This is a genomic window from Streptomyces sp. Je 1-4 4N24, assembly GCF_026239515.1.
Lineage (GTDB): Bacteria > Actinomycetota > Actinomycetes > Streptomycetales > Streptomycetaceae > Streptomyces > Streptomyces nigrescens.
In genome coordinates this window covers 80536-105588 of record NZ_CP110836.1, presented here as the reverse complement: position 1 = coordinate 105588, position 25053 = coordinate 80536, and the positions used below count along the sequence as shown (strand labels likewise).

Below are 25053 nucleotides of genomic sequence, written 5' to 3'. Positions count from 1 at the left end.
GGCCTGTCCCGGCATTGGCTCGGCGCACCGATCGGCGAGCACGTACTGGCTCAACCAGCGGCCGTCACAAGTAGCTGGATCTGGGCGTCACACCCAGGTGACGCCAAGTTCGCGTAGTGCGTCCAGCTGGTCTTTGGTGAGTTTGTGGCCCACCACTGCCGCTCCGCGACCCAGAGTTGAGTACGCCTACTCATGGCGCTTCACCATCTGGCTCGGCACTCTGACGCCATGACGGACGCCCTTCCACCACCGAAACGCTGGCGCCCCTGGTCGCACCGAACGCGCTTGGGCGTGGACCTTGCCCTCGCGATCCCGCTTCTCCTGCTGGAAACTGCGTGGCTCGTGCTGGACTGGATGTTCGCCCTCGGCCTGGAGGTATGGGCAGCGCAAGGCGATCAAGCGGGTTGCCGCCTGCCCAGTACCGACGGCAGGGCTGCTGGCAGGTCGCGCGAGGTTCCCGGCGGCAGCGCCGACGAGGACTGTCTCCACCCGAACGTCACGACGCCCGGTGGAGCAGGACCGGAGTGTCCCCGGCCGGTGATCGTGTGGCTGCACGGTCGCGTGGTCGGATGCGGGCTCGCTGCCGGACTGTTGAGCCGCCGGCGTTTCTGACCGGGCTCGGGATGGAGGACGCGCACGCTCAACGCCGTCAGCTGTGCCGCGGTCGTGCGACGTGCAGAACTTCATCGTCGCCGTCGGGCGAGTTCGTTGCGAGTCGTTGTGGTGTCGGGGTGGTGCGAGCCCAGGATGCGTTCTTGATCTGCCAGCAGTCCGCTGAGTTCCCTGACCGCATCGGCCGCGTTGCCTCTCTCGCCCCGGAAGCGGGCGAGGTAGCTGCGGGTTTTGAGGGTTGTGGGGTGGTCGGGGCCGAGAATCTGCTGCATCTTCTCCAGCAGGTCTGTGAATGCCTCGGTGACTGTGGCGGGATCTTCTGCGCGGGCTTGCCACCGGAGGAGGTCGCTGCGGGTGAGCAGTGTCCTGGGGTGCATCCGATCCGTTCAGCCCTGGGACGGACCGGGTGGCCAAGGGGTGCCGACACGCACCTCCCCATTGATCACACCAGCTGCGATCGCTCCGCTCTCGGCATGGATGTCGACCCTGCCCCCGGCAGCGAAACCGCCCGCCGAGGCCGACGTCGCGGTCGACGGTGTCGCATCAGCCAACAGTGCCCTCAACTCGGCTGCCACCAACGCACGTTCTTCCGGAGCCGAGCTCTCCAACAACGTCTCGAAACGGGTCCGCCAGGAGACTTCCTCGACGATCCGCGCCCGTTCCTCAGTGTCCGGACCCACCGTCCTCACTACTGCAGCGGTCCGGTCCAAACGCTCCAACTCAGCCTGTTCGCGCTGGGTGTCCCCCCGGCCGAGCAGCTGCGCAACCCGCTGGCGGAAACCCGCCCACAGGTCCGTGCCTGCAGCCTGCACCACTGCGGCGCCGCCCGCCGCAGCGAGCGCCATGAGTGCCTCCGTCAACGTTTCCCCCGCCCTCTCGGCCAAGCATTCCGTAGACCTGACGCCCACCTTGACACACCCAACGTATCCTCGTCAGTACGCCCCGCAACACGTATCGGTTCCGCCTTGCAGCAGGCAAAGGGCCCGCCCCGACCAGCAGCCGCCTCGGTTAACTGCCCCCATACATAGGGCCGTCGCCCAGGCCCGTGGCTGACGGTGACGGGGGAGAAACGGCCACCAGACCCAGCCGGCCCGACTTCCTTCAGCGCAGCGGGCCGAGCAGGCATCCTGTCGGCCCTTCTCGGCCCGTCTGGGCTGGACAGAGCCGAGCCGTAACCAGAATGATCGTCGGGCAGTTCCGCAGGTGTCGTCGGGGGTGGGCCAGTGAAGCTTGTTTTCCTCCGAGGCACGGCGCACCGTCCCCACTGACGCATCGGAGAAAACCACAGATGAGCTTCGGCGACCCGAACAACCCCTACGGCCGGCAGCAGCCGCAGGCCCCGTACGGAGCTCCGCAGCAACCGGCCCAGTACGGCTACCCGCAGCCGCAGCAGGCGTACGGCGCCCCGCAGCAGCCCGCCCAGTACGTCTCTCCTCAGCAGGCCGCGCAGGGCCACAGCTACCCGCTGCAGCCCAGTACGCCCGTCGGGCCCGGGGCGTACGCGAGTTGGGGCAGCCGTTTCGGTGCTTTCCTGATCGACTTCCTGGTCGCCGGTCTGGTGCCGCTCATTGCGGTCATCACCGCGGTCGTCCTGGAGAAGACCTTGTATTCGGGCTGCTTCATGGAGCATGCATGCTACGTGGCCCGGGAGAAGGAAAGGGTCCCCGTCATCATCGCCCTGTTGGCGGTCGCCGTCCTGTGGGGCGTCGCAGCCAACATCTTCATCCTCGCCAAGGAGGGACAGGGCGCGTCGCCGGGCAAGAAGGCCATGAAGATCCGGCTCATACGCGAGGACACCGGCCGGCCGCTCGGCTTCGGTCTGGCCCTGCTGCGCCGGATCTGCCACGGCCTGGACAGCGCAGCGTGCAGCATCGGCTACCTGTGGCCGGCGTGGGACGCGAAGGGCCAGACCTTCGCGGACAAGGTCATGCGCACGGTGGTCGTCAGCACCGAGTAGGCCGACGCCGAGCGGGCCGCCCGTCGGCCCTCACCCGCCCGAAGGCCCCCTCGCATCCGCGCGAGCGGGGCGTTCGCACCGCTCGGCCCGGACACCGCGGGCCAGTTGGTGTCCAAGTGCGCTGGCGGCAGGAGGACGTAACTGCTTCCCATAGCGCTCGGTGGCTTCGGTCGGACCGAAGCAGCTGATCGGTCCGCCGCACCGGCCGCGGGCTCGCCCGGCAGGCGAGCTTGTCGTGGGTGTTCGCCACGATCAGTTCGCGCTGGAGCTCAGCGAGCCGGACAGCACCCCGACAGCGCCCAGGGCCTCGACCGCCCCTCCCTCGCGGTCGTGCCGATGGCCCGTTCGATGAGGTGCAGCCGATGCCGCGCTCGCGCAGATCGCCGCCGAGGCCACCAGGTGCACCACGGGACCGGGAGAGCCGCAGACGCCGCCCTGGCATCAATCGTCCGGCCCCGTCGCCCGCGGCGTCACCGGGCATCGGATGTGCCACGGTCAGTCCGCCGTCAGCCCTCTCCGTCCTGGGCCCGGCTCGCAAGCCGGGAGGGGGATGACTCGGGCATCGTCCGGGGGAAGGCCCGGCGGTAGTTGCTGGGTGACACCCCGATCTGTTTGAGGAAGTGGTGGCGGAGGTTGTTCGCCGTGCCAAGGCCGCTGAGCTCCCCGACCTTCTCGATGGGCAAGTCTGTCGACTCCAGCAGGTTTTGGGCCCGTCCCAGGCGCTGGTTGAGGAGCCACTGAAGCGGAGTTGTCCCGGTGGCTGCCTGCAGTCGCCGGTGGAGGGTCCGCGGGCTCATCGCTGCGCGCCGAGCCAGATCCTCGACCGTCAGGGGCTGGTCCAGGTGTCTACGGGCCCAGTCCAGGACAGGCCCCAGGCTCCCGTCATCGGTGGCGGGCACGGACAGGTCGATGAACTGCGCCTGGCCGCCGGGCCGGTGAGCGGGCACCACCATCCGACGGGCCAGCTGATTGGCGACGTGTGCGCCCAGGTCACGGCGCACCAGATGGAGGCAGAGGTCTAGGCCGGCGGTCAGCCCGGCGCTGGTGAGCACATCGCCGTCGTCCACGTACAGCACCGAGTCGTCGACCTCTACCTTCGGGTAGCGCGCGGCCAGTTGAGCGGTGTGCATCCAATGGGCGGTGGCGCGTCGTCCGTCGAGCAGCCCCGCCTCGGCGAGTGCGAAGGCGCCGGTGCACAGGGAGACCATGCGGGCGCCTGCGTCGTAGGCCTGGCGCAGGGCCGTGATCAGTGCCGATGGCAGCGGTCTGCCCTCGTCGACGCAGGGGTCGGGCACCGAGGGCACGATGACCGTGTCGGCGCCGACAAGATCATCGAGCCCGAAGCGGGTCCGCATGGACAGCCCGGTCCCGGTCGGAGAGCTGTCCTGCTGAGGCTTCCCCGTACTGCACAGCCGCAGGTCGTACCAGGGGTCGGCCAGGTCCGGCTGCGGCTTCCCGAAGACGGTGCAGGGGATGCTCAACTCGTACAGATCCCATGAGGGGACGCCGATGTCCTCGGCCACGACCACGGCGACGGAACCAGGATTCATACCTCGAAGCGTATGGCAGGAATTTGGTGGTTGCTGTCGCCGGCGTCACTGTTTCCGGCCACCGCACGCTGCGATCTTGGTCCTACGTGACCAACCGCCGCAGGCGGACGTACAGGGAGTTGTGGCATGCATTCTGATCGCCCGGCAGTAACCGTCATCGGCTTGGGCTCAATGGGCTCAGCGCTGGCCGCCGCCTTACTGGAGCGGGGCCACGAGACCACCGTATGGAACCGCACGGCGCACAGGGCCCGGTCACTGGTCGACCGGGGTGCCCGCCTCGCCGCGACACCCCAGGAGGCGATCGCAGCGAGCCCGCTGACCATCGCTTGCGTACTGGACTACGAGGCGCTGCACGCCGTCCTCGACCCCGTCGCCGACTCCCTCACGGGCAAGGCCCTGGTCAACCTCACCTCCGGCTCCCCGGAGCAGGCCCACAAGGCCGCCGCATGGGCCCGGTCACACGCCGCCGACTACCTCGACGGCGCGATCATGACCACCCCGCCGGGGGTCGGCAGCCCCGAGATGATGTTCCTCTACAGCGGTTCACACGCCGTCTTCGAAGCCCACCGTCCGACCCTGGCGACCCTGGGGGACCCCTTGCACCTGGGCACCGACCCGGGCCTGGCCTCCCTCTACGACGCCGCCCTGCTCGGCCTGATGTGGTCCACCATGACCGGCTGGCTGCACGGCACCGCACTGGTCGGCGCGGAGAACACACAGGCCACGGCCTTCACCCCTGTCGCGATCCGCTGGCTGACCGCCGTGGCCGGCTTCCTGACCACCTACGCGCCCCAGGTGGACGCCGGCCGCTACCCGGGCGACGACGCCACCGTTGACGTGCAGATCGCGGCCATCGACCACCTCATCCACGCGGCAGCAGCCCGCGGCATCGACAACGCCCTGCCCGAACTCCTCAAGTCCGCCATGCAACGGACCAAGGCCGCAGGCCACGGCTCCGACAGCTACGCGAGCGTGATCGAGGTCCTGAAGAACCCGGCGGACGACAAATGACCGTGACACCCACAGCCGCCACCCATCTCGCGCCCAACCGGACGGCTCCCGCTCCCACCGTGCCATGGACGGACCTTCTGGCCGCCACCACCGACGACTGCCTGGCCGCCCTCCTCAAGAACGCCGACCAGGACTGGTCACGCCCCGCCCACGCCCTCGACTGGACCTGCCGCCAGACCCTCGACCACCTCGCCCTCGGCCTGATGGGCTACACCGGCCTGCTCATCGCCCGCCCCGACGACCGCTACATCACGCTCTTCGCCTCACTCGACCCCCAAGCCCCCATCCCCGCCTGCCTGGACGGCCTCCGCATCGCCGCCTCCCTCCTCACCTCCACCGTCCGCGACACGCCCGCCCAAGCACGCGCCTGGCACCCCTGGGGCCACTCCGACGCCACCGGCTTCGCCGCCATGGGGATCACCGAACTGGCCGTCCACACCTACGACATCACCCACGCCCTCGGCCTGCCCTGGGCCCCACCCGACGACCTCAGCACCGCCGCCCTCGCCCGCCTCTTCCCCGACGCCCCGTCCGGGCACACCCCGTCCGACACTCTGCTGTGGTGCACGGGCCGCATCCCGCTACCCGGCCTGCCCCGCCGCGCGGACTGGCAGTGGGACGGAACCGTGCGCTGACCCGTCCGCACCTGACAGCCAGAGCCACCCCATGGCTCATGGCTCCGGGGGCCACCGCCCGCTTCCTCCAGACACCTCGCACCAGCGGCCCCAAAGAGCGGGCTACCTCATCCCCTACTCTTCGGGGACCGGGCAGGGCCGCAGGAAGCCCGAGGTCGAGGCACTTGTGCTCTGATGGCCCCCGCCGTCAGCCGAACAAATGACTGACGCCTCCTTGACCGTCCGTTCGGTTCCGAATGACAGCTCTCACCCAGAAGGGCAACCAGAACACTTGCCCCTCGTTCGGCGGTCCGATGACGGATTTCAACTGGCTGGAGGCGTTGCCCAAGCCTGCCGGCGGCCTGGCGGATCGCCGGCTCGGCTCGTCCGCGCTGTCGTCACAGGCTCAGCAGCAGGTTCCGGACCGCTGCAGGCTGGGACAGGAACGGGTGGTGGCCGGCGTCGAGCTCGACGACGTTGCCGGCGCGGTGGGCGAACTCGCGCTGCAGCCGCGGCGGGGTGCCCCGGTCCTGGGCGCAGACGAGGTACGTCGAGGGCACCTGCCGCCATGCTGCCGCCCCGACCGGCTGCCCGGTCACCTGCATGTTCTGCCGGGCGAGGTGGTCCGCCGCCTGTGCCTGGACCTCGGGGTCGCAGTCCTGCAGGAACGTGTCCACGAGCAGCTCGGGGCGGACCCCGAACGTGCCGGAGTCGGGGTCGACGTCGAGGAACGGGGCGGGGCTGCCGTCCCCGAACTCCGACAGGCTCTGCCCGACCTCGGGCAGGTAGCTGGAGACCAGCAGCAGGTGGCGCACCGTCCCGATTCCCGCGGCGGCTTCCGCGGTGATGATGCCGCCGTAGCTGTGGGCGACCACGACGGTCGGCTCGTCGCCGGCCTGCAGCACCTGCCGCACCGCGGCAACATCCTCGGGCAGTCCCGGACCGCCGACGCCGCCGGGCAGGCCCGCCTCGCCGCAGCTCGGCAGCGCCGGGGCCACGCTCGACACCCCCCGCTCCTGCAGCAGCTCGGCGGTGCGGTGCCACCACCACGACCCGTCCCGCACACACGCCCCGTGCACGAACACGACTCTCATCGCCACCTCCAAGTCGGCCTCGACTGCCTCCAGGCCGGCTTTCCGATCGTCATGGCCCGGGTCTCGTCTTGTCAGCTTCCCCGTTGATGGAAGCCCGGTCAGGCCAGTCGAGCAAGATGTGGTCGATGGCTAGGTCAATCGCTTTCGGCCCCGATGACGGCCTTGACGCTGCCGGGCAGCGGGGTGAGGGCCCGGTACCAGTCGCACATCACCTCTTCGCACCGACTGTAGGTGGCCCACCGTCCAGTTGTAATGCGCTGCTGAGCCCGACGGGCAGGACTAGGCAGTGTCTCTCCGATCATGAGCAGCCCCAGATGAGGAGGCCGGCCGACATTACTGAGATTGGCGTGTCCCGGCGGGTCAGAGAAAGTGCCCGCTGGCGAGGTAGGGCGCCGGAACAGGCATGCCCCGGACGGCGATATAGCCTTCCTGGCCGATGTCGAGACGTGCGGCCAGGCCGACATCGATCGCCCACTCGTTGGGGGTGGTGATGCAGTTGGCCAAGGTTGTTCCCTGTGACGAGGCCAGGGCTTCCCACAACAGTTTCTGCGCGGTCTCCGGGTCCGAGGCGGCCAGCAGTGACGCTCGTCCCCGGTCGTCGAAGTAGGCATATCCCGGCCTCGCTCTGTCCCGGCATACGACCAGCCGCAGGGTGTCGAGCATGTAGCCGTGGTCCGGGCCGTGGCCCGCAACACGCAGGTCCTGGTCCAGCTGGTCCATCCACTCGAAGTCGTCAGCTTGGCCCTCCTGGAGACCGTCGACCACGGGGAGCGTGGACCGGTCCACGGTGCCGACCATCCGCATCTGCGGGTGGAGCGAGAAGTCCGCCATCCGATACCGACGTGTGGCACCGGGGTGGACACTGGACGAGAAGATGCCAGGGCGCCCGTCAGCGTGGGCGAGGGCGGCGTCCAACAGTCGTTTGCCGATGCCCTGTCCTTGATATCCGGGCAGCACTCCATACGTGGCGAGGAACCACAGACCTCCGCGGTTCTGCGAGATAGCGAACCCCACTGCTCTGCCGGCGCCGGCTTCCTCGTCAACCGCGACCCAGCACCCGCCCGGGTCAACGCTCAGGTAGAAGCGCATCCGGTCGATCCACTGATTCGAGGCAGCCGCCGACCGCGGCTCGGCCTCCGGATCGCTGACCCGCCTGGTAGTCCGCTCCGCCTCGAAGAACGTCACCGCTGAAGCCCGCTCCGCCGAAGGGAGATCGTCCCCTTGCATCAGCCTGACCTGCACAGAGTCCATCACTTCAGCGTAAGGATTGGCCAGGCCAGGGCGCATTCGATTTTCCAGCTGGGAGTATCTGCTCGATTAGCTGACTCATTGTTCAGTGCATGCTCAGCAGGGGTGACCTGACCGACAAGGAATGGGAAGTGCTGGAGCCGCTGCTGCCCGAGGGCAATAACCGGTGCGGCCGGTGGCGGGACAACCGGCAGGTGATCAATGGGATCATTCACCGGCTCAGCACCGGCTATCAGTGGCGCAAGCTGCCCGAACGCTTCGGCCCCTGGCAGACCGTCCACAAGCGGCACTTGCTGTGGTCGGCCGACGGGACTTGGGAGAGGCTGCTCAGACACGTCCAGGCCATCGCCGACGCCGCAGGCGATATCGACTGGGATATCAACGTCGACTCCACCTCGATTCGCGCCCACCAGCATGCCGCCGGGGCACCGAAGGCTCCGCCGCCCGCACCGCCAGACGCCTCAAAGGGGGCTGCAGAAAGATCAGTTCACCTGCGCGCGCACGTGCGCCTGCGGTCGTCCCTGGAGGAGGCGGTGCGGTAGGCGAGGCTCTCGGCCGCTCCCGTGGCGGGCTGACGACGAAGCTGCACCTGAGCGCGGAGGGGAAGTGCCGCCTGCTGTCTCTCGTCGTCACCCCTGGCCAGCGGGCGGACTGCACCCAGTTCGAGCCGGTCATGGACAAGATCTGTGTGCCCCGACTGGGCCTTGGGAGGCCCCGCCGCAAGCCCGACAGCGTCGGCGGCGACAAGGCGTACAGCAACCGGAGAACCCGCGCCCACCTTCGGAGGCGCGGTATCCGGCACGTGATCCCGGAGAAACGGGATCAGGAGGCCGGCCGCTTGCGCGGGGGCTCGCGTGGTGGACGGCCTCCTGGCTTCGACAAAGAGCGGTACAAGCGAGATCCACTCACCGAGGCGCGATGGGATCCCCAGCTGTCCGTCGCTGGCCGGGCCACATGGTGCTGCGGCCCACGCGGCGCATTTTGCGGGATTCAGGAAGTCGCCGCCGTCTGATGTTGCTCACCGGTCGCCGGCGTCAGGCGCGTTCCCGTTCGTTCGTCTCCTTGATGGCCGCGGCCCGGGTGCGACGGCGGCCGAGCAAGGTGCATCCCACAGTCACCAGGCCGATGGCTATGACCTTGGAGACCCCGTAGTAGGCGGACGCCGACTCATCTGGGGTGCCGGGCAGCCGGAAAAAGACCCATGCCGCCGCAAGGCCCCCGAAGACGATCAGCGCGACAGCCCCCCACGTCCCGAGGCCCGCCCACCAGGGCCCCGGGATGTAACCCCGCTCGTCGGTCTGCTCAACGTCCTTGTCGGCCATGGTCTGTTCTCCTGGGCATGTGGTGGCGGTCGCGGGGGAAGACGCGGGCCCGGCGCGGAAGGTTCACCAGGGGTGAGGCCGATGCGGGACTGTGGGTGTGTGTTTGCCGTAGAAGAGCGGCTGGTTGCCCCGGACGCCCGGCAGCATTTGAGATCGGTGGTGAGCGCGCCAGAGGGTCCGCGTACGCCGGAGCACGAAGTAACGAGCGCCGGACCGGCAAGTACGCAGACTCCCCTGGAGAGCATGATGAGGGAACACACCAAGACCCACCGAACTCTTCTGGCCCACGCCGATGTGCCGTCGAGTTGCGGCATCGGGATTTCGTTGCTGCATGCGACCGAGGTCAGGGCGCGGTCAGCCGCGCACGGAGTAGCCCTTGTCGGCCACGACGTGCTCATGCGTCTGCGGGAACTCAGAGTGTCCTCCAACCCGCCCTGACTGATGTCACTTGGCCGAGCGACGCGTCCGACAGGACATGCAAGTGCCGGTGGCGGGTACGCGCCCAGTGGCGAGGGCCCTGCAACCGGAAGGAGCCAGAGCATGAGCAACAGCACCTTGGCAGTAGGAGCGGCGCAGGAGACCTCGTCCAAGGTGTGCGCCGCTCCGGCCCCGGCGCTGCCCCAGGTCCCGGATCCGCGGCATGTCGCTCCCGCCGACGCACGTAAGCTCTCGAAGCTGTTGCTCCAGCGACTCAAGGCTCTGGAGGAGGGCACGCCCGAGTACCAGTACGTGCGGAACACCCTCATCGAGATGAACCTCTCTCTGGTGCGCTATGTCGCCCGTCGGTTCTCCAGCCGCAGGGAGTCGATGGAGGACGTTCTGCAGGTCGGGACGATCGGTCTGATCAAGGCGATCGACCGCTACGACCCGTCCCGTGACGTGGAGTTCACGACGCTGGCCGTCCCGTACATCCAGGGTGAGATCAAGCGGTTCTTCCGCGACACCACCTGGTCGGTGCGGGTGCCGCGGCGTCTGCAGGAGCTGCGGATCGACCTCGCCCGTGCCCGGGAAGAGCTGGAGGGGCAGGGGAGCCATGAGCCGTCCGTCGCGGAGCTCGCCGGCCACCTCGACATGACGGAGGAGGAGGTGGCCGAGGGCCTGGTGGCCTGCAACGGCTATGACAGCGATTCCATCGACCGGCCCATCCAGGCCGGCGGTGGCGGCAAGCAGCAGACCGGTCTCGTCGCCGACCTCATCGGCACCGAGGACCCCGCCCTTGCCCTGGCCGAAGACATCCAGGCCCTCAAGCCGCACCTGGCCAAGCTCGACGACCGCGACCGCACCCTCCTCCAGCTGCGCTTCGGGGCAGAGATGACACAGGCCGAGATCGACGAGGAGCTCGGTCTCTCCCAGATGCATGTCTCGCGCCTGCTGACCCGCATCTGCAGCAAGCTGCGTGAGGGGCTCCTCGCCGCAGCGTGAAGCTGCCCGGCGGCGTCGAACGGGCGGCCCCGGGCGGGAGCCGGCTCCCGAGCCCGTTGCGCTCGGCCGTCACGGTGCTGCGCCTCGCGTGGTCGTGACCGCGGCACCAGTTGCCGTTGCCGCGGTCCGGGATCAAAGTAAAAAGGAACACTTATGCGAGATCGGAGCTGTCATGGTCCTTCTCGGCGTCATTCTCCTGGTCGTCGGATTTGTGACGGGCCTATCCATTCTGTGGACCATCGGCATTGTGCTGCTGGCCATCGGCGCGATTCTGTGGCTCCTGGGAGCGACGGGACACGCCGTTGCGGGACGAAAGCACTACTGGTAGCGGCAGTGGGATACCACTGCCGGCAGTCGAGACAGAACATGCCGAAGACCGGCCAGATGCCGTCCGTAACGCTGGGAATCATCCGCCGGTCTGGAATTGATCTGCTTTTCGCGTCAGCAACTGCAAGCGGAGGACCCGATGTCCACTGGGACACTCATCGCCATCATCGTGCCTGTCGTGGTCGTGCTTCTGGTGTGTGCGCTGGCGGCATGGGTGATCATGCGTCGTCGCCGGCTGCAAGCACGGTTCGGACCGGAGTACGAGCGGACCGTGGAAGCCAAAGGCAGCCGCCGGGCCGCCGAGCGTGATCTGCGCGAGCGCGAGCAGCGCCACGACGCGCTGCACATCAAGGAGCTGCCGGCAGCCGCCCGGGATCGGTACGCACAGGAATGGGACCAGGTTCAGGAACGCTTCGTCGACCAGCCCGAGGACGCGGTCCATGACGCCGACCGGCTGGTGACCTCGCTCATGAGCGAGCGCGGTTACCCCACCGAAGGGCTTGACCAGCAGCTGAGTGATCTGTCGGTGGAGCACGGGCGCACCCTGGAGCACTACCGCGCCGCCCACGAGGTAAATGGCCGCAGTACGCGGCACGAGGCAACCACGGAGGAGCTGCGGGGCGCGATGGTGCATTACCGAGCGCTTTTCACGGAGCTGCTGCACAACGGCCATATCCCACGGGAGAGGGGTGCGTGAGCCGGTGTGATACCGGCAGGCAAGGCACGGCCCGGATGGAAACGGAGGCGGAAAGATGAAGCGCAGAGATATATCCGAGCCTGGAGCGGACGGCCCCTCCACTGAGGATCTGGCAGGCACGCGCCAGCACATGGGCCGCGCAGCCCAGGAACCCCAGGCCGAGGCGCCACCGACCTTCCCGGGGGAGGCCACAGCCGCAGACCGGGGGGCTTCCGTGTCCCCAGGCGAAGGCCGGGGCGCCTCAGCGGACAGGAGCCGGGAAACCGAGGTCCAGGAGGCGCCGCTGCTCGGGCCCGAGCAGGACGAGTTCCGCAGTCGATGGCAGCGGATCCAGAGCGAATTCGTCGACGATCCCCGCGAGGCGGTCGGTGCGGCCGACACGCTGGTAGCCGAGGTCATGCAGGCACTGGCAACCACCTTCTCCGAACACAAGCAAGGACTCGAAGGCCAGTGGCACCGCGGTGAGGAAGTGGCGACGGAAGAACTGCGTGTCGCCCTCCAGCGATACCGCTCATTCTTCAACCGCCTCCTCAACACCTGAGCGTGCGCCGTCGGGCCCGTCTCGTAGGGCCCGCTACCAGGCGGCAGAAGCGTGAGTGACCTCTTCGGCCGGCGGGATGGTGAGTCGATGAACGCCCATATCGCTGTCGGAGCGCCCCCAACGCGTCATCCCTGGACCACCATGAACGGCTGTGCGCAGTCTGCAAAGGCCCGACGCGATGCTGGATGCCGACCCCTCTGCCCTCGGCCCCCCCGCAGGCCACTTACATGATCGCCGGGGACATGAACGCCACCGGGGTAAGCCGTTGACCTGGGGGAGGAGTGGGGAGGGGCGCGGACATGAGTCCAGAGGGCTCTGACTCGGCGCAGGACAGGGGGAGGCCGAGCTGAGCGTGCCCCACTTGCCCTGCGACGAGAATCGGGGGGTGGGTGTCCTCGGCCCTGCGCCCGGAGCCCTGAAGCAGGGGGCAGACGCAGGACCGCCGGTCGATGGAGACCGGGACGATGGGCGCGGTACGCGGCGCACCCGCGTTGATCTTCTCCTCTCGGTTGGGCGGTGTCAGCTCGCCACGCCCTCCGTCCGGCAGGTGGGGCAATTGGACATACAGGCGCGTGATTTCCCTGAATGTTCGGGAACCCGTGAATGGGACGGCCGGTGATGTGCCGGCTGCACAGTGAGAGGCGGTGTGCCGTGGGGCATGGCGGCGATGTGATCGCGGAGCTGACCACCGACCACCGGGAGGTCGATGAGCTCTTCAAACAGTTCGAGGAGGCTCCCCCGGGAAGCGAGGACCGCAAGCGGTTGGTGGACGCGTTGACGATCGAGCTGGTGCGGCACTCCGTAGCCGAGGAGCAGTACCTCTACCCCGCGGTGCGTGAGCACTTGGAGGAGGGGGACGCGCTGGCGGACAAAGAGCTCGCCGACCACGCGCGCGTCGAGCAGCTCCTCGACGACCTCCAGCAGCGCGAGGCCGATGATCTCGATTTCGACCGGCTCGTACTCAAGCTGCGCACCGAGGTGACCGCCCACGTCGATGACGAGGAAAATCACCTCTTCGCCCAGCTGCGCACCCACGTTCACCCTTACGTTCTCGAAGAGCTGGGCAACAAGGTCCGGCAGGCGAAGAAGAACGCTCCCACCCGCCCGCACCCCAACGCTCCCAGCACGCCGCCGGCCAACAAGCTGCTCGCCCCGGGCCTGGGAATGGTGGACCGGGTGCGCGACTACCTCACCGGCCGAGGCAAGTAGGCCGTCCGTCTCCCGACGAGAGCGGCACGAGGATGTCTGTGGCACGAGGCATCATGACCCCGCCCCATCCCCAGGTTGGCGACCTCCTCGAAGCCCTCTCCACCAACTTTGACGCCGGCCGGCGCCGCCCGGGTGGCGGCGCGTGCCCACCAGACGTGGACTGGTATTGCCCACTTGCCCATAACAGACCACCGGGAAGGCTGACCGAAGAAAGGGTGAGCAGCCGTGCCTGCAGGATCAGGTAAGAAGCGTGAAAGGCAGTACGAGCACATCAAGGAACAGGCCGAGGAGCGTGGCACCTCGCAGAAGCGGGCCAAGGAGATCGCCGCCCGCACGGTGAACAAGGAGCGCGCCCGCTCCGGAGAAGCCAAAACCGCCGGCAAGACCTCCACCCGCGACCCGAAGTCGGCACCCCAGCGCGGCGGCGAACGCTCCCACCGCGGGCCCGGCGGCCCGACCAAGGACCAGCTCTACGAAGAGGCCAAGAAGAAGAACATCGAAGGCCGCTCCACCATGAACAAGGACCAACTGCGCCGGGCCGTCGGCCGCTGACTTCCCCAGACCCCGTTCACCGTACGGAGAGAACTGCCGGGGCGCAGCCCACGTGCGGACGCGAAGGGAGCGGAACGGCAAGGCCTCAGCCTGGCGTGCACCCCGGCTTCCGCTCCGTGCGCACCGACCGCGCCGTGCGCACCGACCGCTCCGGCCGCCGGGCAACCGTCAGAAGCGGTCGTCCACTGATGAGGCAGGTCGCACTTAACAGGCCATGACCGCCGGAGCGATCGAGGTTTCCACCGTCACTGCATGACCCGCACCGTGTTGAGCTGGGTGTCGACGGCGTCGGGCACATTCATCCCTGCCTCCAGCCCTGTGCGCAAGTACCGCAGCACAGGTTCAGTGAGCAGCTCGCCCGGCAACACGGTGGGGATTCCCGGTGGGTAGGGCGTGAGCATCTCCGCCGCCACACGGCCGACAGCATCCTGCACGGGAACATCCTCCACACAGCCGAAAAAGGCGTCGCGCGGCAGGCACCGTTGCTCGAGTCGAAGCAGCGCAGGCGGAGGAACGTCAACCATGGGGCCGGCGAGCAGGTCCGGCGAGGCAGCAGAAACAGCCTTCAAGGCTTCCAGGAGGCCCTCTGTCGTCTCCTGGTCATCGGCGTGAGTGAGCTGGGTGTTGATGCGGCGGTGGTCGGCGAGGTGTACATCGACGCTTCGGTGCGTGCGCAGCCAGTCCGCCACCCGGTATCCCGTCGTATTGAGCCCGCTGACGTCAATGACGACGGGCAGCGGATCGAGGTCATCCGCGAGGCCGGGCCCGCAGAAGTCTGCACGGCCGTGTACGTGCAGCCCGTCGATTTCCTCGATCGCTGCCCGCACACTGGCAGCCAGACCGAGGGCCCGGTCGAGCAGGTCCCGGCCATGTTGCGCCATTTGCCGTCGCCAGCCGTCGAGGCCGGCGTAGATGAGCACGGAGGGGCTGGTGGTGCCGAGCAGGTCGGCGCGCGTCTTCAGTAGGGCCGGGTCGATCAGATCCCCCTGGAGGTGGAAGACCGAGCCTTGCTCCAAGCCGCTGCCCATCTTGTGGATGCTGGTCACGCAGACATCCGCGCCCGCGTCCATCGCCCAAGTGGGCAGATCAGGGTGGAAGGGCAGATGAGCACCCCACGCCTCATCAACGATCAGTGGACGGCCCCGGCGATGACAGATGTCCGCGATGGCACGGAGGTCCGCGCAGGAACCGTAGGGTGTCGGGCTGGTGACCAAGGCGCCCTTCGCGTCCGGCTGGGCAGCAAAGGCAGCCTCGAAGTCCTCGGCGGCCGGTGGGTGCGCCAGGTGGAGGTCGGCATCCCACCGGGGCTCTACCCACACGGGTTGAATGCCAGAGAGGATCAGACCGGAAACAACAGACTTGTGAGCGTCCCGGCCGATCAGCAACTTCTCATGAGGATGTGCCACGGAGAGCATGGCGGCCTTCACCGACAGGGAGCTGCCGCAGGTGGAGAAGAAGGTGTGAGAAGCATGCACCGCGTCGGCCATCAGCTTCTCGGCACGCTCAAGGACCTGGTTACGGGTACGCCGGTCATCCAGACCGCCGGAGGCAAGCAGGTCCCCGTAGAAGACGGCGTCGCCCAAGACGTCCCGGACCCGGGGATCGGCGCCTCGTGCCTGCTTGTGTCCAGGTGGAGTGAACGAGAGACGTTTCGAGGCGTGGTACTCGGCCAGCGCTTCCAATACGGGTGCACGACTGTGGTCAGTGGCCATGCGAGACGGGTTCCCGGCGGCAAATACGGCTAACCATGCCTCCTTGGCCTCGTCCCTGTGCACGGAATGTCGCGAGGGCCGAGCGGGCGAGCCGAGCTCATCGTCCGTCGGCGGACAACGGCCGTCCCTTCTCTGGTGCGCCACGGGATAACCGCAGGCCGCGGATCGTCACGGAGCTGCGGAGCCATGTCCGTGGTCCGGGCGCCCGGAAGCCTGGACGCGCGGGCTATGGGGCGAAATGACGCAGCTCACCAGATTCCTTGGGATGCCTGTCCGTCCCTAGGTCTCCGTCTCCCGGACCGTCCCGCCTGCAGGCCATGTGGCACGCCCCGACGGGCCGCGGCACGGGTGACAGCGCGGCGCCATCCAGGGGCAAGGCTCCTCTTCCCCATGAGTCCTCGCCGTGCCCGGGAACATGCGTGATCGCCCTTCGCACCGCTGCGTGGGCTTCCGGGCCACAGCTTGCGGAGGCTCGCATGACGCGGGGTGGCAACATCACCGACGATCTGCCCCGGACCACAGCGAGGTCGAGGATCGCTTCGGAGGGATCGAGGCTCCCCCCAGGAGCAGGTGCACCAGGGGCGGTAAGCGCCTCATCGACGGTTCTCCATGCCATGGGAGAAGTCCCCTCGGGGGACACCGGCCATCACTCGACCAGGCCAGGGTATGAGGCTTCACGAGATTTGCTGCACAGAGCGTGGACAGGGCCCATCCGGTCGGCCGCCTTGAGAAACAGCGGCACCTCAACAACAAAGGGCTTGGCACCGAGGCGCCGCTGCGGTGACGCGGACGGCGGATTCCGGTTGCGCTCGACGGGCGCCCGGCGGCAGCGGTCTGCACGATCAGTTGGGGATGACGGTCTGGTTACTCAGGTGTGAGCTGGATTCCGACAAGTTGGAGAGGCCATGGCTGGTAAGGACACAGGCAAAGCCGCCGCGAAGCGGGCCGAAGTCGAGGAGGGGATTCCCGGTAAGCCGACGCCGCAGCCGCCGACGGTGGAGGAGCCCACCGAGGTGCGCGGTCCGCTGCCCCCCAAGCCGGACCAGGACGCACCCCAGACCGTGAGCCCCACCGGCCAGGCCGCCGGCGCGGACCGGGCCGCGATGGCTCAGGCCGGCCCCTTCCTGACCACTGCCCAGGGCAACCGCCTCCCCGACACCGACCACTCTCTCAAGGCGGGCCCCCGCGGCCCGGTGCTGCTGCAGGACCACCACCTGCGGGAGAAGATCACCCACTTCGACCACGAACGGATCCCCGAGCGGGTCGTCCACGCCCGTGGCGCCGCCGCGCACGGCGTCTTCCGGGCCTACGGCACCGCAGCGAAGATCACCAAGGCGGCGTTCCTGGCGGCGGATGTCGAGACGCCGGTGTTCGTGCGGTTCTCCACGGTGCTGGGCTCGAGGGGGTCTGCCGACACGGTCCGCGACACCCGCGCCTTCGCCACGAAGTTCCACACAACCGAGGGCACCTTCGACCTGGTCGGCAACAACATCCCGGTCTTCTTCATCCAGGACGCGATCAAATTCCCGGACGTCATCCACGCCGGCAATCCCCACCCCGACCGGGAGATCCCGCAGGCCCAGAGCGCACACGACACCTTCTGGGACTTCGTCACCCTGCACACCGAAGCCACCCACCACACGCTCTGGAACATGTCCGACCGCGGTATCCCGCGCTCGTTCCGGATGATGGAGGGGTTCGGAGTCCACACCTTCCGCCTGGTCAACGCCGAGGGCGGCACCACCTTGGTGAAGTTCCACTGGAAGCCGCGGCTGGCTATGGCGCGCGGGACGCCAAGGCCGGTGATCCCGCCGCGGCGGACCGGGTCGGGACCGACCCCCGGGTCCTGCTGATGCTGGCCGAGGCGTTCCGCCATGGCAAGGCACTTGGCGGCTGGGCCGGCGCCGAGGATGTCCTCCGGGCCGGCCGGTGTGCCCACCGATGCAGCCGGTGTAGTCATCGGCAACGGCGGCTCCGGCACGCTGGAGCAGATCTCCCCGCTTCTTGGTCAGCACCGTGTGTGGCAGCGGTTCCCCGCGCATGCCTAGAGGAGGCTCTTCGCTCTCCGTGGATCAGCATGCGGTGCCAGGCTCCGTGTGCCTACGGAGGCCGGAGAGCCAGCCACTGGGCTCAGCAGGTCTGGCCGTTCGCACAGCCGGGCCGCGCCACTGCTTGAGCGATCGGTGCGGCGTTCGGCAGTGGCCTCTCGCGCGGGAGGCCATCGATTGACCGGTGTCAGGGGTAAGGGGTGAGGGTGGCTCAGGCCGGCTGGGGAAGCCGTGGAAGGACGGACCGCGCGCACCGGCGACAGGAGGAGATCGGGCGATGGCCACCACCAGGGACGGAACCCAAGGAGCCACCGCGACGCCCCGCAGCGTCCAACTCCCGGGAATTGTCCTCGGGGTGGGGCTCGGCGGGTTCGTCGACGGCATTCTGCTCCACCAGCTCCTGCAGTGGCACCACATGCTCACCAGCACCAACCACGACCGCATCGGGGTGAAGTACTACAACCCCCACACCGTGTCCGGGCTGGAGATGAACACCGTGTGGGACGGCATCTTCCACACCGTGTGCTGGGTCGCGGTCATCCTGGGCCTGGGAGTTCTCTACTCCCGCGTCACGCACAACAGGCGTGCGGTGTGGGCGTCACGAGTGCTGTGGGGCTGGATCCTGGCAGGCTGGGGACTCTTCAACCTCGTTGAAGGCCTCTTGGACCATCAGGTCCTCGGCATCCACCACGTCCATGGAGGCCCCTACCAGATGTGGTGGGACGTGGGCTTCCTCCTCCTGGGGGCACTCTTCCTAGTCGGCGGCTACCTGATTCAACGCACTGGTCAGCCTTTCGACCCTGACGCCCCACCAGACACCAGCGGACGCCTGGGGAACAGGTGAGGGCTGACATGCACCCGATGCACGGCTATGAGGAGGGCACCCCTGCCATGGGGGTGTGGTCGACGGTGCTCGTTCTGCTCGGCGCCGCCGGTGGCTACCTCCTGCTGGCCCGCCGGGCCCGTCACCGCAACCCGGCCCGGGGCTGGAGGAAGTGGCGGTCGGCCGCCTTCCTGGCCGGGCTGGGACTGCTGGCGCTCGCCTTGCTGCCGCCGCTGGCACCCTTTGCGCACACCGACTTCCGCGGACACATGGCCCAGCACATGCTGATCGGGATGTACGCGCCCCTCGGACTCGTGCTGGCCGCGCCGGTCACCCTGCTCCTGCGTACCCTGCCGGCCGCCCGCGCCCGGCAGGTGACCGCACTGCTGCATAGCCGACCCGCGCGGCTGCTGGCCCATCCGGCCCTTGCGCTGGCGCTGAGCACCGGCACGCTTGCCCTGCTGTACTTCACCCCGCTGTTCAACGTCACGATGCACCACCCGGCGGGACACTGGCTGCTACACGCCCATTTCCTGCTGTCAGGCTGCCTGTTCGTCCACGTCATTGCCGGACCCGACCCCGCGCCCGCCCGTCCCGCTGTCCCTGCCCGGCTGGTCTACCTGAGCGTGGCAGTCGCTGCGCACGCCGTGGTGGCCCAGGCGGTGTATGCCGGGTTCTTCGTCGATATCCACGCGCCCATCAGCCAGGTTCAGGGTGGCGCGATGATCATGTACTACGGAGGTGACCTCGCCGAGCTGATGCTGGCGACCGCTTTGGTCTCCACGTGGAGGCCGGTCCGTCGGCAACCCGAATCCCGCAATGGCTCCCGCCCGGCCGTCACCGTGGAGGCGGGGTAGATGCCCTGCCTCCCTGGATGGCGCCGCAGAGGCCGTCCAGGCTTGTAGCCGGAGGCGGGTCGTACGCGCGTGCTGATCGGGTAGGCGATCCACAAGCCGGGGCAGGTCTCTCGGCTGTTGTGGACCAACGCACCGCTGGCGGCGGCCGCCCGGCTGAAGAAGAGGAAGCCGGAGCCCTCGCCGCGAGCGGCACTCGGAAAGGAAGATCACAGTGAACGACAGGGAAGAGGCTGCACAGAACAACCAGGGCGCGGCGCAGGTCCAGGTGCAGCTCACCGGCTGCCTGCCCGAGGACGCCCACACGGTCTTCACTGCGCTCCACACCCTTTTTGTCTCCGACCGGACGAAGGACGACGCGCCCCGGGACCCGCAGGGGGCGGGAGTGGCTGTGTGGGCCGCGACCGTTGACGTGTCCGAGGCGCCGACGCAGGCAGCGCCGCACCGGCTGACCGAGCCCGTCTCGGTCACTGTCCAGGGGGGCTATTGGGCAGCCGACCGGCTGCGGGCAGGCCTGGGATCTGCCTTCACGGTCCGCGAGCTCGGGTCGAGTTCAGGCGATCAGGAACAGGACGTCCAGCTGCGACTGGAAAACCGCGAGGCATGAGGCGGCAGCTGACAGCTGTCACCGCTACTGCGCAGCCTCGTGTGCGGCAGCGCCTCATGGCGGTCGCCGTGACATGAGATCGCGAAGCCGGCCTGCTGCTTCCGTGCGCCCCTCCCTCCCCTGATGTATGTGCCGGCTCGTTAAGGAAGGGGGGTTCCGCCGGTGGCATTGAGGATCTCAGCCGTGATGTAGCTGGCCTGCGGTGAGGCGAGGAAGACGTAGGCGGGAGCCATCTCCGCAGGCTGGGCCGGCCGCCCCAGGGGGGACTGCTTGCCGAAGGTGGTGGTGTCCGGGAGCGTCGCCGGGATCAGCGGAGTCCAGACGGGCCCGGGGGCGACTGCGTTGACGCGGATGCCGTCGGAGGCCAGCATCTGGGCGAGCCCCTGGGTGAAGGTGACGATGGCGCCCTTGGTCATCGCGTAGTCGAGCAGGTGCGGGCTGGGCTTGTATGCCTGCACCGAGGCGGAATTGATGATCGATCCGCCTTGAGGAATGTGCGGAAGGGCCATCTTCGAAAGCCAGAACATGCTGTACAGGTTGGTTCGGACCACGCGGTCGAACTGCTCGGTGGTGATGGCACTGATGCCGTCGGGCTGTGACATCTGGTAGGCGGCGTTGTTGACGAGGATGTCGATCCTGCCGAACTCTCTCACCGCGCGTTCGACAAGGCGTTCGCACTGCACTTCCTCGCGGACATCGCAGGGCACCGCCACCGGGGTGCGTCCGGCCTCCTCGATGTGCCGGGAGGTCTCAGCGGCATCCTTGCCCTCTTCCGACAGGTAGGTGAACAGGACGTCCGCGCCCTCGCGTGCGAAGGCCAAGCAGACGGCCCGTCCGATACCGGAGTCCCCGCCGGTCACCAGTGCCTTGCGGCCCTCCAGAAGGCCGCTGCCCCGGTAAGACTCCTCCCCGTGGTCGGGGGGAGGGTCCATGGGGCCCGTCCAGCCCGGGTGGGCCTGGTCTTGCTGCTCGAATTCCGGCTGAGGGTGCTTCGTGACCGGGTTCTGCTCGGCTTGGTTGTCGCCTGCCACTTCAGGTCTCCTTCATTGACGTGAGAAAGGTGAGGCGCCTCTGATCGAGACAAGGGCGAGCCGGGGCTGGGGGAGCATTTCGGCCCCTGATGCGGTCGCCTGCTCTCCGGAGCAGAGCTGGGTCAGCGCGGTGGAGACGGGTGCTGTGCAAGAGCTTCGCCCTTGTGTTGCGAGGCCTGGTACGGCTTCCGTTCCGGCCGGCGCCTGGCAGCTCAGGGCGTGAGGACGGTCTTGATCATGCCGTCTTCCTTTGCCTGGAAGGCCTTGTAGGCTCGCGGCCCTTCTTCGAGGGGCAGCGTGTGGGTGGCGAAGTCGTCGACGCCGAGGACGTCGGCATCGGTGAGGAGCGGGAGGATGTCGGGCACCCAGTGCTTGACGTTGGCCTGGCCCATGCGCAGCTGGATCTGCTTGTCGAACATCGTCATCATCGGCATGGGGTCGACGGCGCCCCCATAGACGCCGATGAGCGAGATGGTGCCGCCGCGGCGCACGGCATCGACTGCGGTGTTGATGGCAGCCATGCTGTCCACACCGGCTCGACCCATCATCTTCTCCCCGAGCGTGTCGGGCAGCAGGCCGGCGAACTGTTGGGCTGCCCTGGCCAACGGCGCGCCGTGTGCCTCCATGCCCACCGCGTCGATGACGGCGTCGGTGCCGCGGCCGCCGGCGGTAAGGCCGCGGACTTCCTCGCCCACATTCTTTCCGTATTCATTCAAGTCCAGGGTGTGCACACCCCGGGCGCGTGCCCGCGCCAGACGTTCAGGGACGAGGTCCACGCCGATGACCTTGCTCGCGCCCCGGTGCAGGGCGATGCGGGCGGCCATGTCGCCGATCGGTCCCAGCCCCAGGACCGTGACGGTCCCGCCCTGCGGAATGTCGGCGTAGGCAACCGACTGCCATGCGGTCGGGAGGACATCGGAGAGGTAGACGTAGCGTTGGTCCGGCGGGCCGTGCGGCACCTTCACAGGGAGGGTGTTGCCGAAGGGGACGCGTAGCAACTCAGCTTGTCCGCCGGGGACTTGCCCGTAGAGCTTGGAGAAGCCGAAGAGTGAGGCGCCCATCCCTCGCTCGGTGACCTGGGTCGTCTCGCACTGCGACTGAAGCCCTTGGCTGCACATCCAGCATGTGCCGCAGGAGATGTTGAAGGGCACGACCACCCGGTCGCCGACCGACACGGCGGTGACTCCCGGCCCGACCTCTTCAACTACACCCATCGGCTCATGGCCGAGAATGTCCCCGGGATCGAGGTACGGCCCGAGCACTTCGTAAAGGTGCAGGTCCGACCCGCAGATCCCGGTCGATGTGACACGGACGATGATGTCGGTCGGGTCCACGATCTTGGGGTCGGGGACTGTGTCGATGCGAACGTCACGCTTACCGTGCCACGTCAAAGCCCTCATGCCGTCTCCTCTGAATCTTTGTGCCTGCCAGGCAATTTTTACCTATTTGCCCCAATTTGGCATCGGCGTGCGCAGGCGCCGCCGATGGCAGCAGGAGATGGACGATCGCGATACCAGCGGTGGGGCCACCCCGGCAGTGCTTTTGTGCGCTCAGGGGGCGAGAAGAGAGTCGTCATGTACCTGCGCTCCGGGGAGCTGGTGGTGGGCGGCGATCAGAGCCGCGTCCACGTCGGAGGTGCCGGTGGATATGCACAGGGCGCAGGCGACTTCTGCTATTCGTCCACGCGGCTCTGCGTCGCCGCGTTCTGCGTGTACAGCCTGCAGGGCCTCGTACTCGTCTACGAGCTTGCGTAGTACTGCAGGGTGGGCCATCAGCATGCCAGGACTCCTCAGCCTTGCGCTCCGGGGTTCTCGGCGGGCACTCACGCCGGTACCCGGGACACGCACACTCATGTCCCGTGGTCGCGGCGGATCTGGGGTCGCCGGCCCTTGAGTCCGGCTGCTGCCCAAGATTTGCGAGTACTTCGCAATACATGCAGTCGCCGCGCAATTCGGACGCGTCCTCTTTTGAAGTCAAAGCGCCGCTGACCATTACCCACCGCGTTGGGAGGACAAGCGTGCCCTGGTCGGCGACAACTCCGAACTCGAGATCGTGAAGGATCGCGGCACGTCGGCTGGACGGTATAGGCCTGGATACCGGGCTCCGCGCCTGCGAGCGGTATACGACCGTCGCCGATGACTTGACCTCCGTCTCCGGCGAGACCGCCTGGACCATGCGTGTTCAGCGCGAGGACTGGGATGTGCGGATCGAGACCCGCACGGTGCTGCGGCGCAGCGACTCGGAGTTCTTCAGCGACGCCACGTTGGACGGTTTCGAGAACGACCGACGGGTGTTCTCCCGTACCTGGAACGAGACGCTGCCGCGCGGTTATCTGTGAAGCGACGGGACGCCCGCGTCCTTCGAGTACGGCGCCAACCGGTCATGGACCCGATACGGACGAGATCTTCTCGACTGTGATCCGGCACCAGGTCCGTCGCCTGCCGGTCATCGACGACCAACTGCCTGGTGGGCATGGTGTCCCGCAGGGAAGCACCACACCTTCCATACGGGTGTGTCTGCTGTGGCCGGGCACGAGTCGGGCGGGACACTTGGCGTCTGGCCGGGCGTGGAAGCGGAGGGTGTGGATGGCTGGCAGCGCGGGTCAGGTGGAGCCGTGGGAGGCAGGCCGGTTCGCCCGGATCGCTCAGTGGTGGAGCCGGGCACTCGGGTCGGACGGCTATGAACGTCATACGGCGTTGCTGATCGGCAAGAGCACGCTGGCCGCGACGCTCGCATGGGTGATCTCCTCCAGCCTCTTGAACGCGCAGTCGCCGGCCTTCGCGCCGTTCTCCGCGGTACTGATCACGCAGGTCACCGTCTACCAGTCGCTGGTGCAGTCACTGCGTTATGTCGGTGCGGTGGTGGCCGGAGTGGCCGTGCAGGTCGCCCTTGGCTTCATGGTGGGGCCCGAGGCGGTGACGTTCGCGCTGGTGGCTCTGGTCGCCCTGGTGATCGGGCGGTGGCCGGCCTTGGGGGCGCAGGGCAGTCAGGTGGCCACGGCGGCGTTCTTCGCCTTCTCCACCTATGCCTCTGCGACGGGGTATCCGGAAAAGATCACCGAGCTGGGACAGATCGTCCTCCTCGTCCTCATCGGATCTGTCGTGGCCCTCGTGGTGAACCTCTCGCTCTTCCCGCCGATGCGCTTCCGTAGCGCCGAATACAGCGTCCGCACCCTCGCACACGCCTTGTGTGATCTGCTCGGAGACATCCATCCCGTGCTGTCCGCAGGCGAACTGGAGGAGGAGCGCACCCAGCAGTGGCGCACTCGTGCCGCTCAAACCGGGGAGCTGATCAGCCAGGCGCGGGCCGGCATGCGCACGGCGCAGGAGAGCCTTTACTACAACCCGCGCCGCCTCTTCCGCCGCCATCGCGGGCACACCGGTTTCGAGAACTACGGGGCCGTGCTGGATGCACTGGAACGGGCCCTGTACCAGGTTGCTTCCCTCACCCGCAGCCTCCACCAGTGGCGCGACACCGAGACCAGCTACAACTACCGGGCGTTCGTCGAGCGCTATGGCACGTTCCTGGCGTCCATCGCCGACCACGCCCACCTCCTCAGTACCCTGGACGAGGACCACTTGGCCGACCAGGCCGGTGAACTGTGCCGACTGGCGGAGCGGGCCCAGCGCTACCGGCGGCAGGTGACCGACCAGGCCGAGAGCGACGGCCTGCCACTTGCCGACCCCGCCCGCCCGTATGGCGTCCTCGTGGTGGAAGCCATCCGGCTGATGGAAGAGTTCCAGCACACCAGCGATGTACTCCGGCGCTACGCCGACAAGTAGGGCAGCAGCGATTCCCTCGTGCCTTACAGGAAGCAATCCT

The 25053-nt window shown here is 68.0% G+C and carries 24 protein-coding genes and 4 pseudogenes; 18 read left to right on the top strand and 10 right to left on the bottom strand.

Translation table 11 applies throughout. The features are described from left to right. Positions 1-228: 228 nt before the first annotated feature. Positions 229-612 (top strand): DUF6234 family protein, encoded by a 384-nt coding sequence (locus SLV14N_RS00530; protein WP_259670699.1) that lies wholly within the window; start codon positions 229-231, stop codon positions 610-612. 71 nt (positions 613-683) lie between these two features. Here the strand turns inward: SLV14N_RS00530 and SLV14N_RS00525 are convergent, their stop codons facing one another. Beyond that, positions 684-989: a tetratricopeptide repeat protein gene (locus SLV14N_RS00525; protein WP_208687544.1), complete on the bottom strand. Its 306-nt coding sequence runs from the start codon at positions 987-989 to the stop codon at positions 684-686. Between the two features lie 9 nt (positions 990-998). Further along, positions 999-1457: a hypothetical protein gene (locus SLV14N_RS00520; protein WP_263267443.1), complete on the bottom strand. Its 459-nt coding sequence runs from the start codon at positions 1455-1457 to the stop codon at positions 999-1001. A gap of 443 nt (positions 1458-1900) precedes the next feature. On the opposite strand from SLV14N_RS00520, the gene SLV14N_RS00515 reads away from it, so the two are divergent. Beyond that, entirely contained in the window at positions 1901-2569 is a 669-nt protein-coding gene (locus tag SLV14N_RS00515) for an RDD family protein (RefSeq protein ID WP_263267441.1), read from the top strand. A 506-nt stretch (positions 2570-3075) separates the two neighbouring features. Here SLV14N_RS00515 and SLV14N_RS00510 read toward each other — a convergent pair. Continuing rightward, the gene (locus SLV14N_RS00510; protein ID WP_263267440.1) at positions 3076-4119 is read right to left on the bottom strand and encodes a GlxA family transcriptional regulator; all 1044 of its coding nucleotides are present in this window, start codon (positions 4117-4119) and stop codon (positions 3076-3078) included. Positions 4120-4245: 126 nt separating this feature from the next. Here SLV14N_RS00510 and SLV14N_RS00505 point away from each other — a divergent pair, with 126 nt between their 5' ends. Both SLV14N_RS00505 and SLV14N_RS00500 read left to right on the top strand, forming a co-directional pair. Next, entirely contained in the window at positions 4246-5130 is an 885-nt protein-coding gene (locus SLV14N_RS00505; protein ID WP_263267439.1) for an NAD(P)-dependent oxidoreductase, read from the top strand. Beyond that, entirely contained in the window at positions 5127-5765 is a 639-nt protein-coding gene (locus tag SLV14N_RS00500) for a maleylpyruvate isomerase N-terminal domain-containing protein (RefSeq protein ID WP_263267437.1), read from the top strand. The genes SLV14N_RS00505 and SLV14N_RS00500 overlap by 4 nt, the downstream gene beginning before the upstream one ends. A 377-nt stretch (positions 5766-6142) precedes the next feature. Here SLV14N_RS00500 and SLV14N_RS00495 read toward each other — a convergent pair whose 3' ends face one another. Both SLV14N_RS00495 and SLV14N_RS00490 read right to left on the bottom strand, forming a co-directional pair. Then, the gene (locus tag SLV14N_RS00495) at positions 6143-6838 is read right to left on the bottom strand and encodes an alpha/beta fold hydrolase (RefSeq protein WP_208687549.1); all 696 of its coding nucleotides are present in this window, start codon (positions 6836-6838) and stop codon (positions 6143-6145) included. A 360-nt stretch (positions 6839-7198) separates the two neighbouring features. Next, on the bottom strand, positions 7199-8089 hold the full coding sequence (locus SLV14N_RS00490) for a GNAT family N-acetyltransferase (RefSeq protein WP_263267436.1): 891 nt from the start codon (positions 8087-8089) through the stop codon (positions 7199-7201). An 89-nt stretch (positions 8090-8178) separates the two neighbouring features. Between SLV14N_RS00490 and SLV14N_RS00485 the strand changes: the two are divergent. Then, positions 8179-8520 (top strand): annotated as a pseudogene (locus SLV14N_RS00485) (IS5 family transposase); the annotation flags it as partial. A gap of 72 nt (positions 8521-8592) precedes the next feature. Continuing rightward, positions 8593-8954, top strand: a pseudogene (locus SLV14N_RS00480) (transposase); the annotation flags it as partial. A gap of 166 nt (positions 8955-9120) precedes the next feature. Here SLV14N_RS00480 and SLV14N_RS00475 read toward each other — a convergent pair. Beyond that, entirely contained in the window at positions 9121-9408 is a 288-nt protein-coding gene (locus tag SLV14N_RS00475) for a hypothetical protein (RefSeq protein WP_263267435.1), read from the bottom strand. Between the two features lie 540 nt (positions 9409-9948). Between SLV14N_RS00475 and SLV14N_RS00470 the strand changes: the two genes are divergently transcribed. From SLV14N_RS00470 to SLV14N_RS00445, 6 genes are all read left to right on the top strand, one after another. Next, positions 9949-10830: a SigB/SigF/SigG family RNA polymerase sigma factor gene (locus SLV14N_RS00470; RefSeq protein ID WP_263267434.1), complete on the top strand. Its 882-nt coding sequence runs from the start codon at positions 9949-9951 to the stop codon at positions 10828-10830. 172 nt (positions 10831-11002) lie between these two features. Next, a complete protein-coding gene (locus SLV14N_RS00465; RefSeq protein ID WP_221174776.1) occupies positions 11003-11158 on the top strand; it encodes a DUF6131 family protein in 156 nt (51 codons plus the stop codon). A gap of 138 nt (positions 11159-11296) precedes the next feature. Next, the gene (locus SLV14N_RS00460) at positions 11297-11854 is read left to right on the top strand and encodes a hypothetical protein (RefSeq protein WP_208687551.1); all 558 of its coding nucleotides are present in this window, start codon (positions 11297-11299) and stop codon (positions 11852-11854) included. A 214-nt stretch (positions 11855-12068) separates the two neighbouring features. Continuing rightward, positions 12069-12395: a hypothetical protein gene (locus SLV14N_RS00455; protein ID WP_263267433.1), complete on the top strand. Its 327-nt coding sequence runs from the start codon at positions 12069-12071 to the stop codon at positions 12393-12395. 651 nt (positions 12396-13046) lie between these two features. Beyond that, positions 13047-13604, top strand: a complete 558-nt coding sequence (locus SLV14N_RS00450) for a hemerythrin domain-containing protein (RefSeq protein ID WP_208687553.1) — start codon at positions 13047-13049, stop codon at positions 13602-13604. Positions 13605-13829: 225 nt separating this feature from the next. Then, a complete protein-coding gene (locus SLV14N_RS00445) occupies positions 13830-14156 on the top strand; it encodes a plasmid stabilization protein (RefSeq protein WP_208687554.1) in 327 nt (108 codons plus the stop codon). A 245-nt stretch (positions 14157-14401) separates the two neighbouring features. Here SLV14N_RS00445 and SLV14N_RS00440 read toward each other — a convergent pair whose 3' ends face one another. Beyond that, entirely contained in the window at positions 14402-15868 is a 1467-nt protein-coding gene (locus SLV14N_RS00440; protein ID WP_263267431.1) for an aminotransferase class I/II-fold pyridoxal phosphate-dependent enzyme, read from the bottom strand. A gap of 905 nt (positions 15869-16773) precedes the next feature. Between SLV14N_RS00440 and SLV14N_RS00435 the strand changes: the two are divergent. From SLV14N_RS00435 to SLV14N_RS00420, 4 genes and pseudogenes are all read left to right on the top strand, one after another. Beyond that, positions 16774-17643 (top strand): annotated as a pseudogene (locus tag SLV14N_RS00435) (catalase); the annotation flags it as partial. A gap of 550 nt (positions 17644-18193) precedes the next feature. Further along, complete coding sequence (locus SLV14N_RS00430) at positions 18194-18760, top strand: DUF2243 domain-containing protein (protein WP_208687556.1); 567 nt, start codon at positions 18194-18196, stop codon at positions 18758-18760. 47 nt (positions 18761-18807) lie between these two features. Next, on the top strand, positions 18808-19596 hold the full coding sequence (locus SLV14N_RS00425; protein WP_263272991.1) for a cytochrome c oxidase assembly protein: 789 nt from the start codon (positions 18808-18810) through the stop codon (positions 19594-19596). 211 nt (positions 19597-19807) lie between these two features. Further along, positions 19808-20200 carry a hypothetical protein gene (locus tag SLV14N_RS00420; protein ID WP_263267429.1) on the top strand — a complete coding sequence of 131 codons (393 nt, stop codon included), beginning with the start codon at positions 19808-19810 and terminating at the stop codon, positions 20198-20200. Between the two features lie 140 nt (positions 20201-20340). On the opposite strand, the gene SLV14N_RS00415 is transcribed toward SLV14N_RS00420, so the two are convergent. From SLV14N_RS00415 to SLV14N_RS00405, 3 genes are all read right to left on the bottom strand, one after another. Beyond that, the gene (locus tag SLV14N_RS00415) at positions 20341-21231 is read right to left on the bottom strand and encodes an SDR family oxidoreductase (RefSeq protein ID WP_263267428.1); all 891 of its coding nucleotides are present in this window, start codon (positions 21229-21231) and stop codon (positions 20341-20343) included. 212 nt (positions 21232-21443) lie between these two features. Next, positions 21444-22631 (bottom strand): zinc-dependent alcohol dehydrogenase, encoded by a 1188-nt coding sequence (locus SLV14N_RS00410; protein WP_208687560.1) that lies wholly within the window; start codon positions 22629-22631, stop codon positions 21444-21446. A gap of 150 nt (positions 22632-22781) precedes the next feature. Then, positions 22782-23009, bottom strand: coding sequence for a DUF5133 domain-containing protein (locus tag SLV14N_RS00405; RefSeq protein ID WP_208687561.1), 228 nt, complete (start codon positions 23007-23009; stop codon positions 22782-22784). Positions 23010-23232: 223 nt separating this feature from the next. Between SLV14N_RS00405 and SLV14N_RS00400 the strand changes: the two are divergent. Both SLV14N_RS00400 and SLV14N_RS00395 read left to right on the top strand, forming a co-directional pair. Further along, a pseudogene (locus SLV14N_RS00400) lies at positions 23233-23569 on the top strand (peptidase S15); the annotation flags it as partial. A gap of 247 nt (positions 23570-23816) precedes the next feature. Continuing rightward, positions 23817-25013, top strand: a complete 1197-nt coding sequence (locus SLV14N_RS00395) for an aromatic acid exporter family protein (protein ID WP_263267426.1) — start codon at positions 23817-23819, stop codon at positions 25011-25013. Positions 25014-25053 lie beyond the last annotated feature (40 nt).

Bases quoted from the DNA above. Each gene is read 5' to 3' on its own strand.
- SLV14N_RS00500 (WP_263267437.1), top strand. From the start codon at position 5,127: ATGACCGTGACACCCACAGCCGCCACCCATCTCGCGCCCAACCGGACG.
- SLV14N_RS00425 (WP_263272991.1), top strand. From the start codon at position 18,808: ATGGGGGTGTGGTCGACGGTGCTCGTTCTGCTCGGCGCCGCCGGTGGC.
- SLV14N_RS00410 (WP_208687560.1), bottom strand. From the start codon at position 22,631: ATGAGGGCTTTGACGTGGCACGGTAAGCGTGACGTTCGCATCGACACA.
- SLV14N_RS00510 (WP_263267440.1), bottom strand. From the start codon at position 4,119: ATGAATCCTGGTTCCGTCGCCGTGGTCGTGGCCGAGGACATCGGCGTC.
- SLV14N_RS00465 (WP_221174776.1), top strand. From the start codon at position 11,003: ATGGTCCTTCTCGGCGTCATTCTCCTGGTCGTCGGATTTGTGACGGGC.
- SLV14N_RS00515 (WP_263267441.1), top strand. From the start codon at position 1,901: ATGAGCTTCGGCGACCCGAACAACCCCTACGGCCGGCAGCAGCCGCAG.
- SLV14N_RS00460 (WP_208687551.1), top strand. From the start codon at position 11,297: ATGTCCACTGGGACACTCATCGCCATCATCGTGCCTGTCGTGGTCGTG.
- SLV14N_RS00430 (WP_208687556.1), top strand. From the start codon at position 18,194: ATGGCCACCACCAGGGACGGAACCCAAGGAGCCACCGCGACGCCCCGC.
- SLV14N_RS00505 (WP_263267439.1), top strand. From the start codon at position 4,246: ATGCATTCTGATCGCCCGGCAGTAACCGTCATCGGCTTGGGCTCAATG.
- SLV14N_RS00520 (WP_263267443.1), bottom strand. From the start codon at position 1,457: ATGGCGCTCGCTGCGGCGGGCGGCGCCGCAGTGGTGCAGGCTGCAGGC.
- SLV14N_RS00470 (WP_263267434.1), top strand. From the start codon at position 9,949: ATGAGCAACAGCACCTTGGCAGTAGGAGCGGCGCAGGAGACCTCGTCC.
- SLV14N_RS00530 (WP_259670699.1), top strand. From the start codon at position 229: ATGACGGACGCCCTTCCACCACCGAAACGCTGGCGCCCCTGGTCGCAC.
- SLV14N_RS00395 (WP_263267426.1), top strand. From the start codon at position 23,817: ATGGCTGGCAGCGCGGGTCAGGTGGAGCCGTGGGAGGCAGGCCGGTTC.
- SLV14N_RS00495 (WP_208687549.1), bottom strand. From the start codon at position 6,838: ATGAGAGTCGTGTTCGTGCACGGGGCGTGTGTGCGGGACGGGTCGTGG.
- SLV14N_RS00475 (WP_263267435.1), bottom strand. From the start codon at position 9,408: ATGGCCGACAAGGACGTTGAGCAGACCGACGAGCGGGGTTACATCCCG.
- SLV14N_RS00440 (WP_263267431.1), bottom strand. From the start codon at position 15,868: ATGGCCACTGACCACAGTCGTGCACCCGTATTGGAAGCGCTGGCCGAG.
- SLV14N_RS00525 (WP_208687544.1), bottom strand. From the start codon at position 989: ATGCACCCCAGGACACTGCTCACCCGCAGCGACCTCCTCCGGTGGCAA.
- SLV14N_RS00405 (WP_208687561.1), bottom strand. From the start codon at position 23,009: ATGCTGATGGCCCACCCTGCAGTACTACGCAAGCTCGTAGACGAGTAC.
- SLV14N_RS00490 (WP_263267436.1), bottom strand. From the start codon at position 8,089: ATGGACTCTGTGCAGGTCAGGCTGATGCAAGGGGACGATCTCCCTTCG.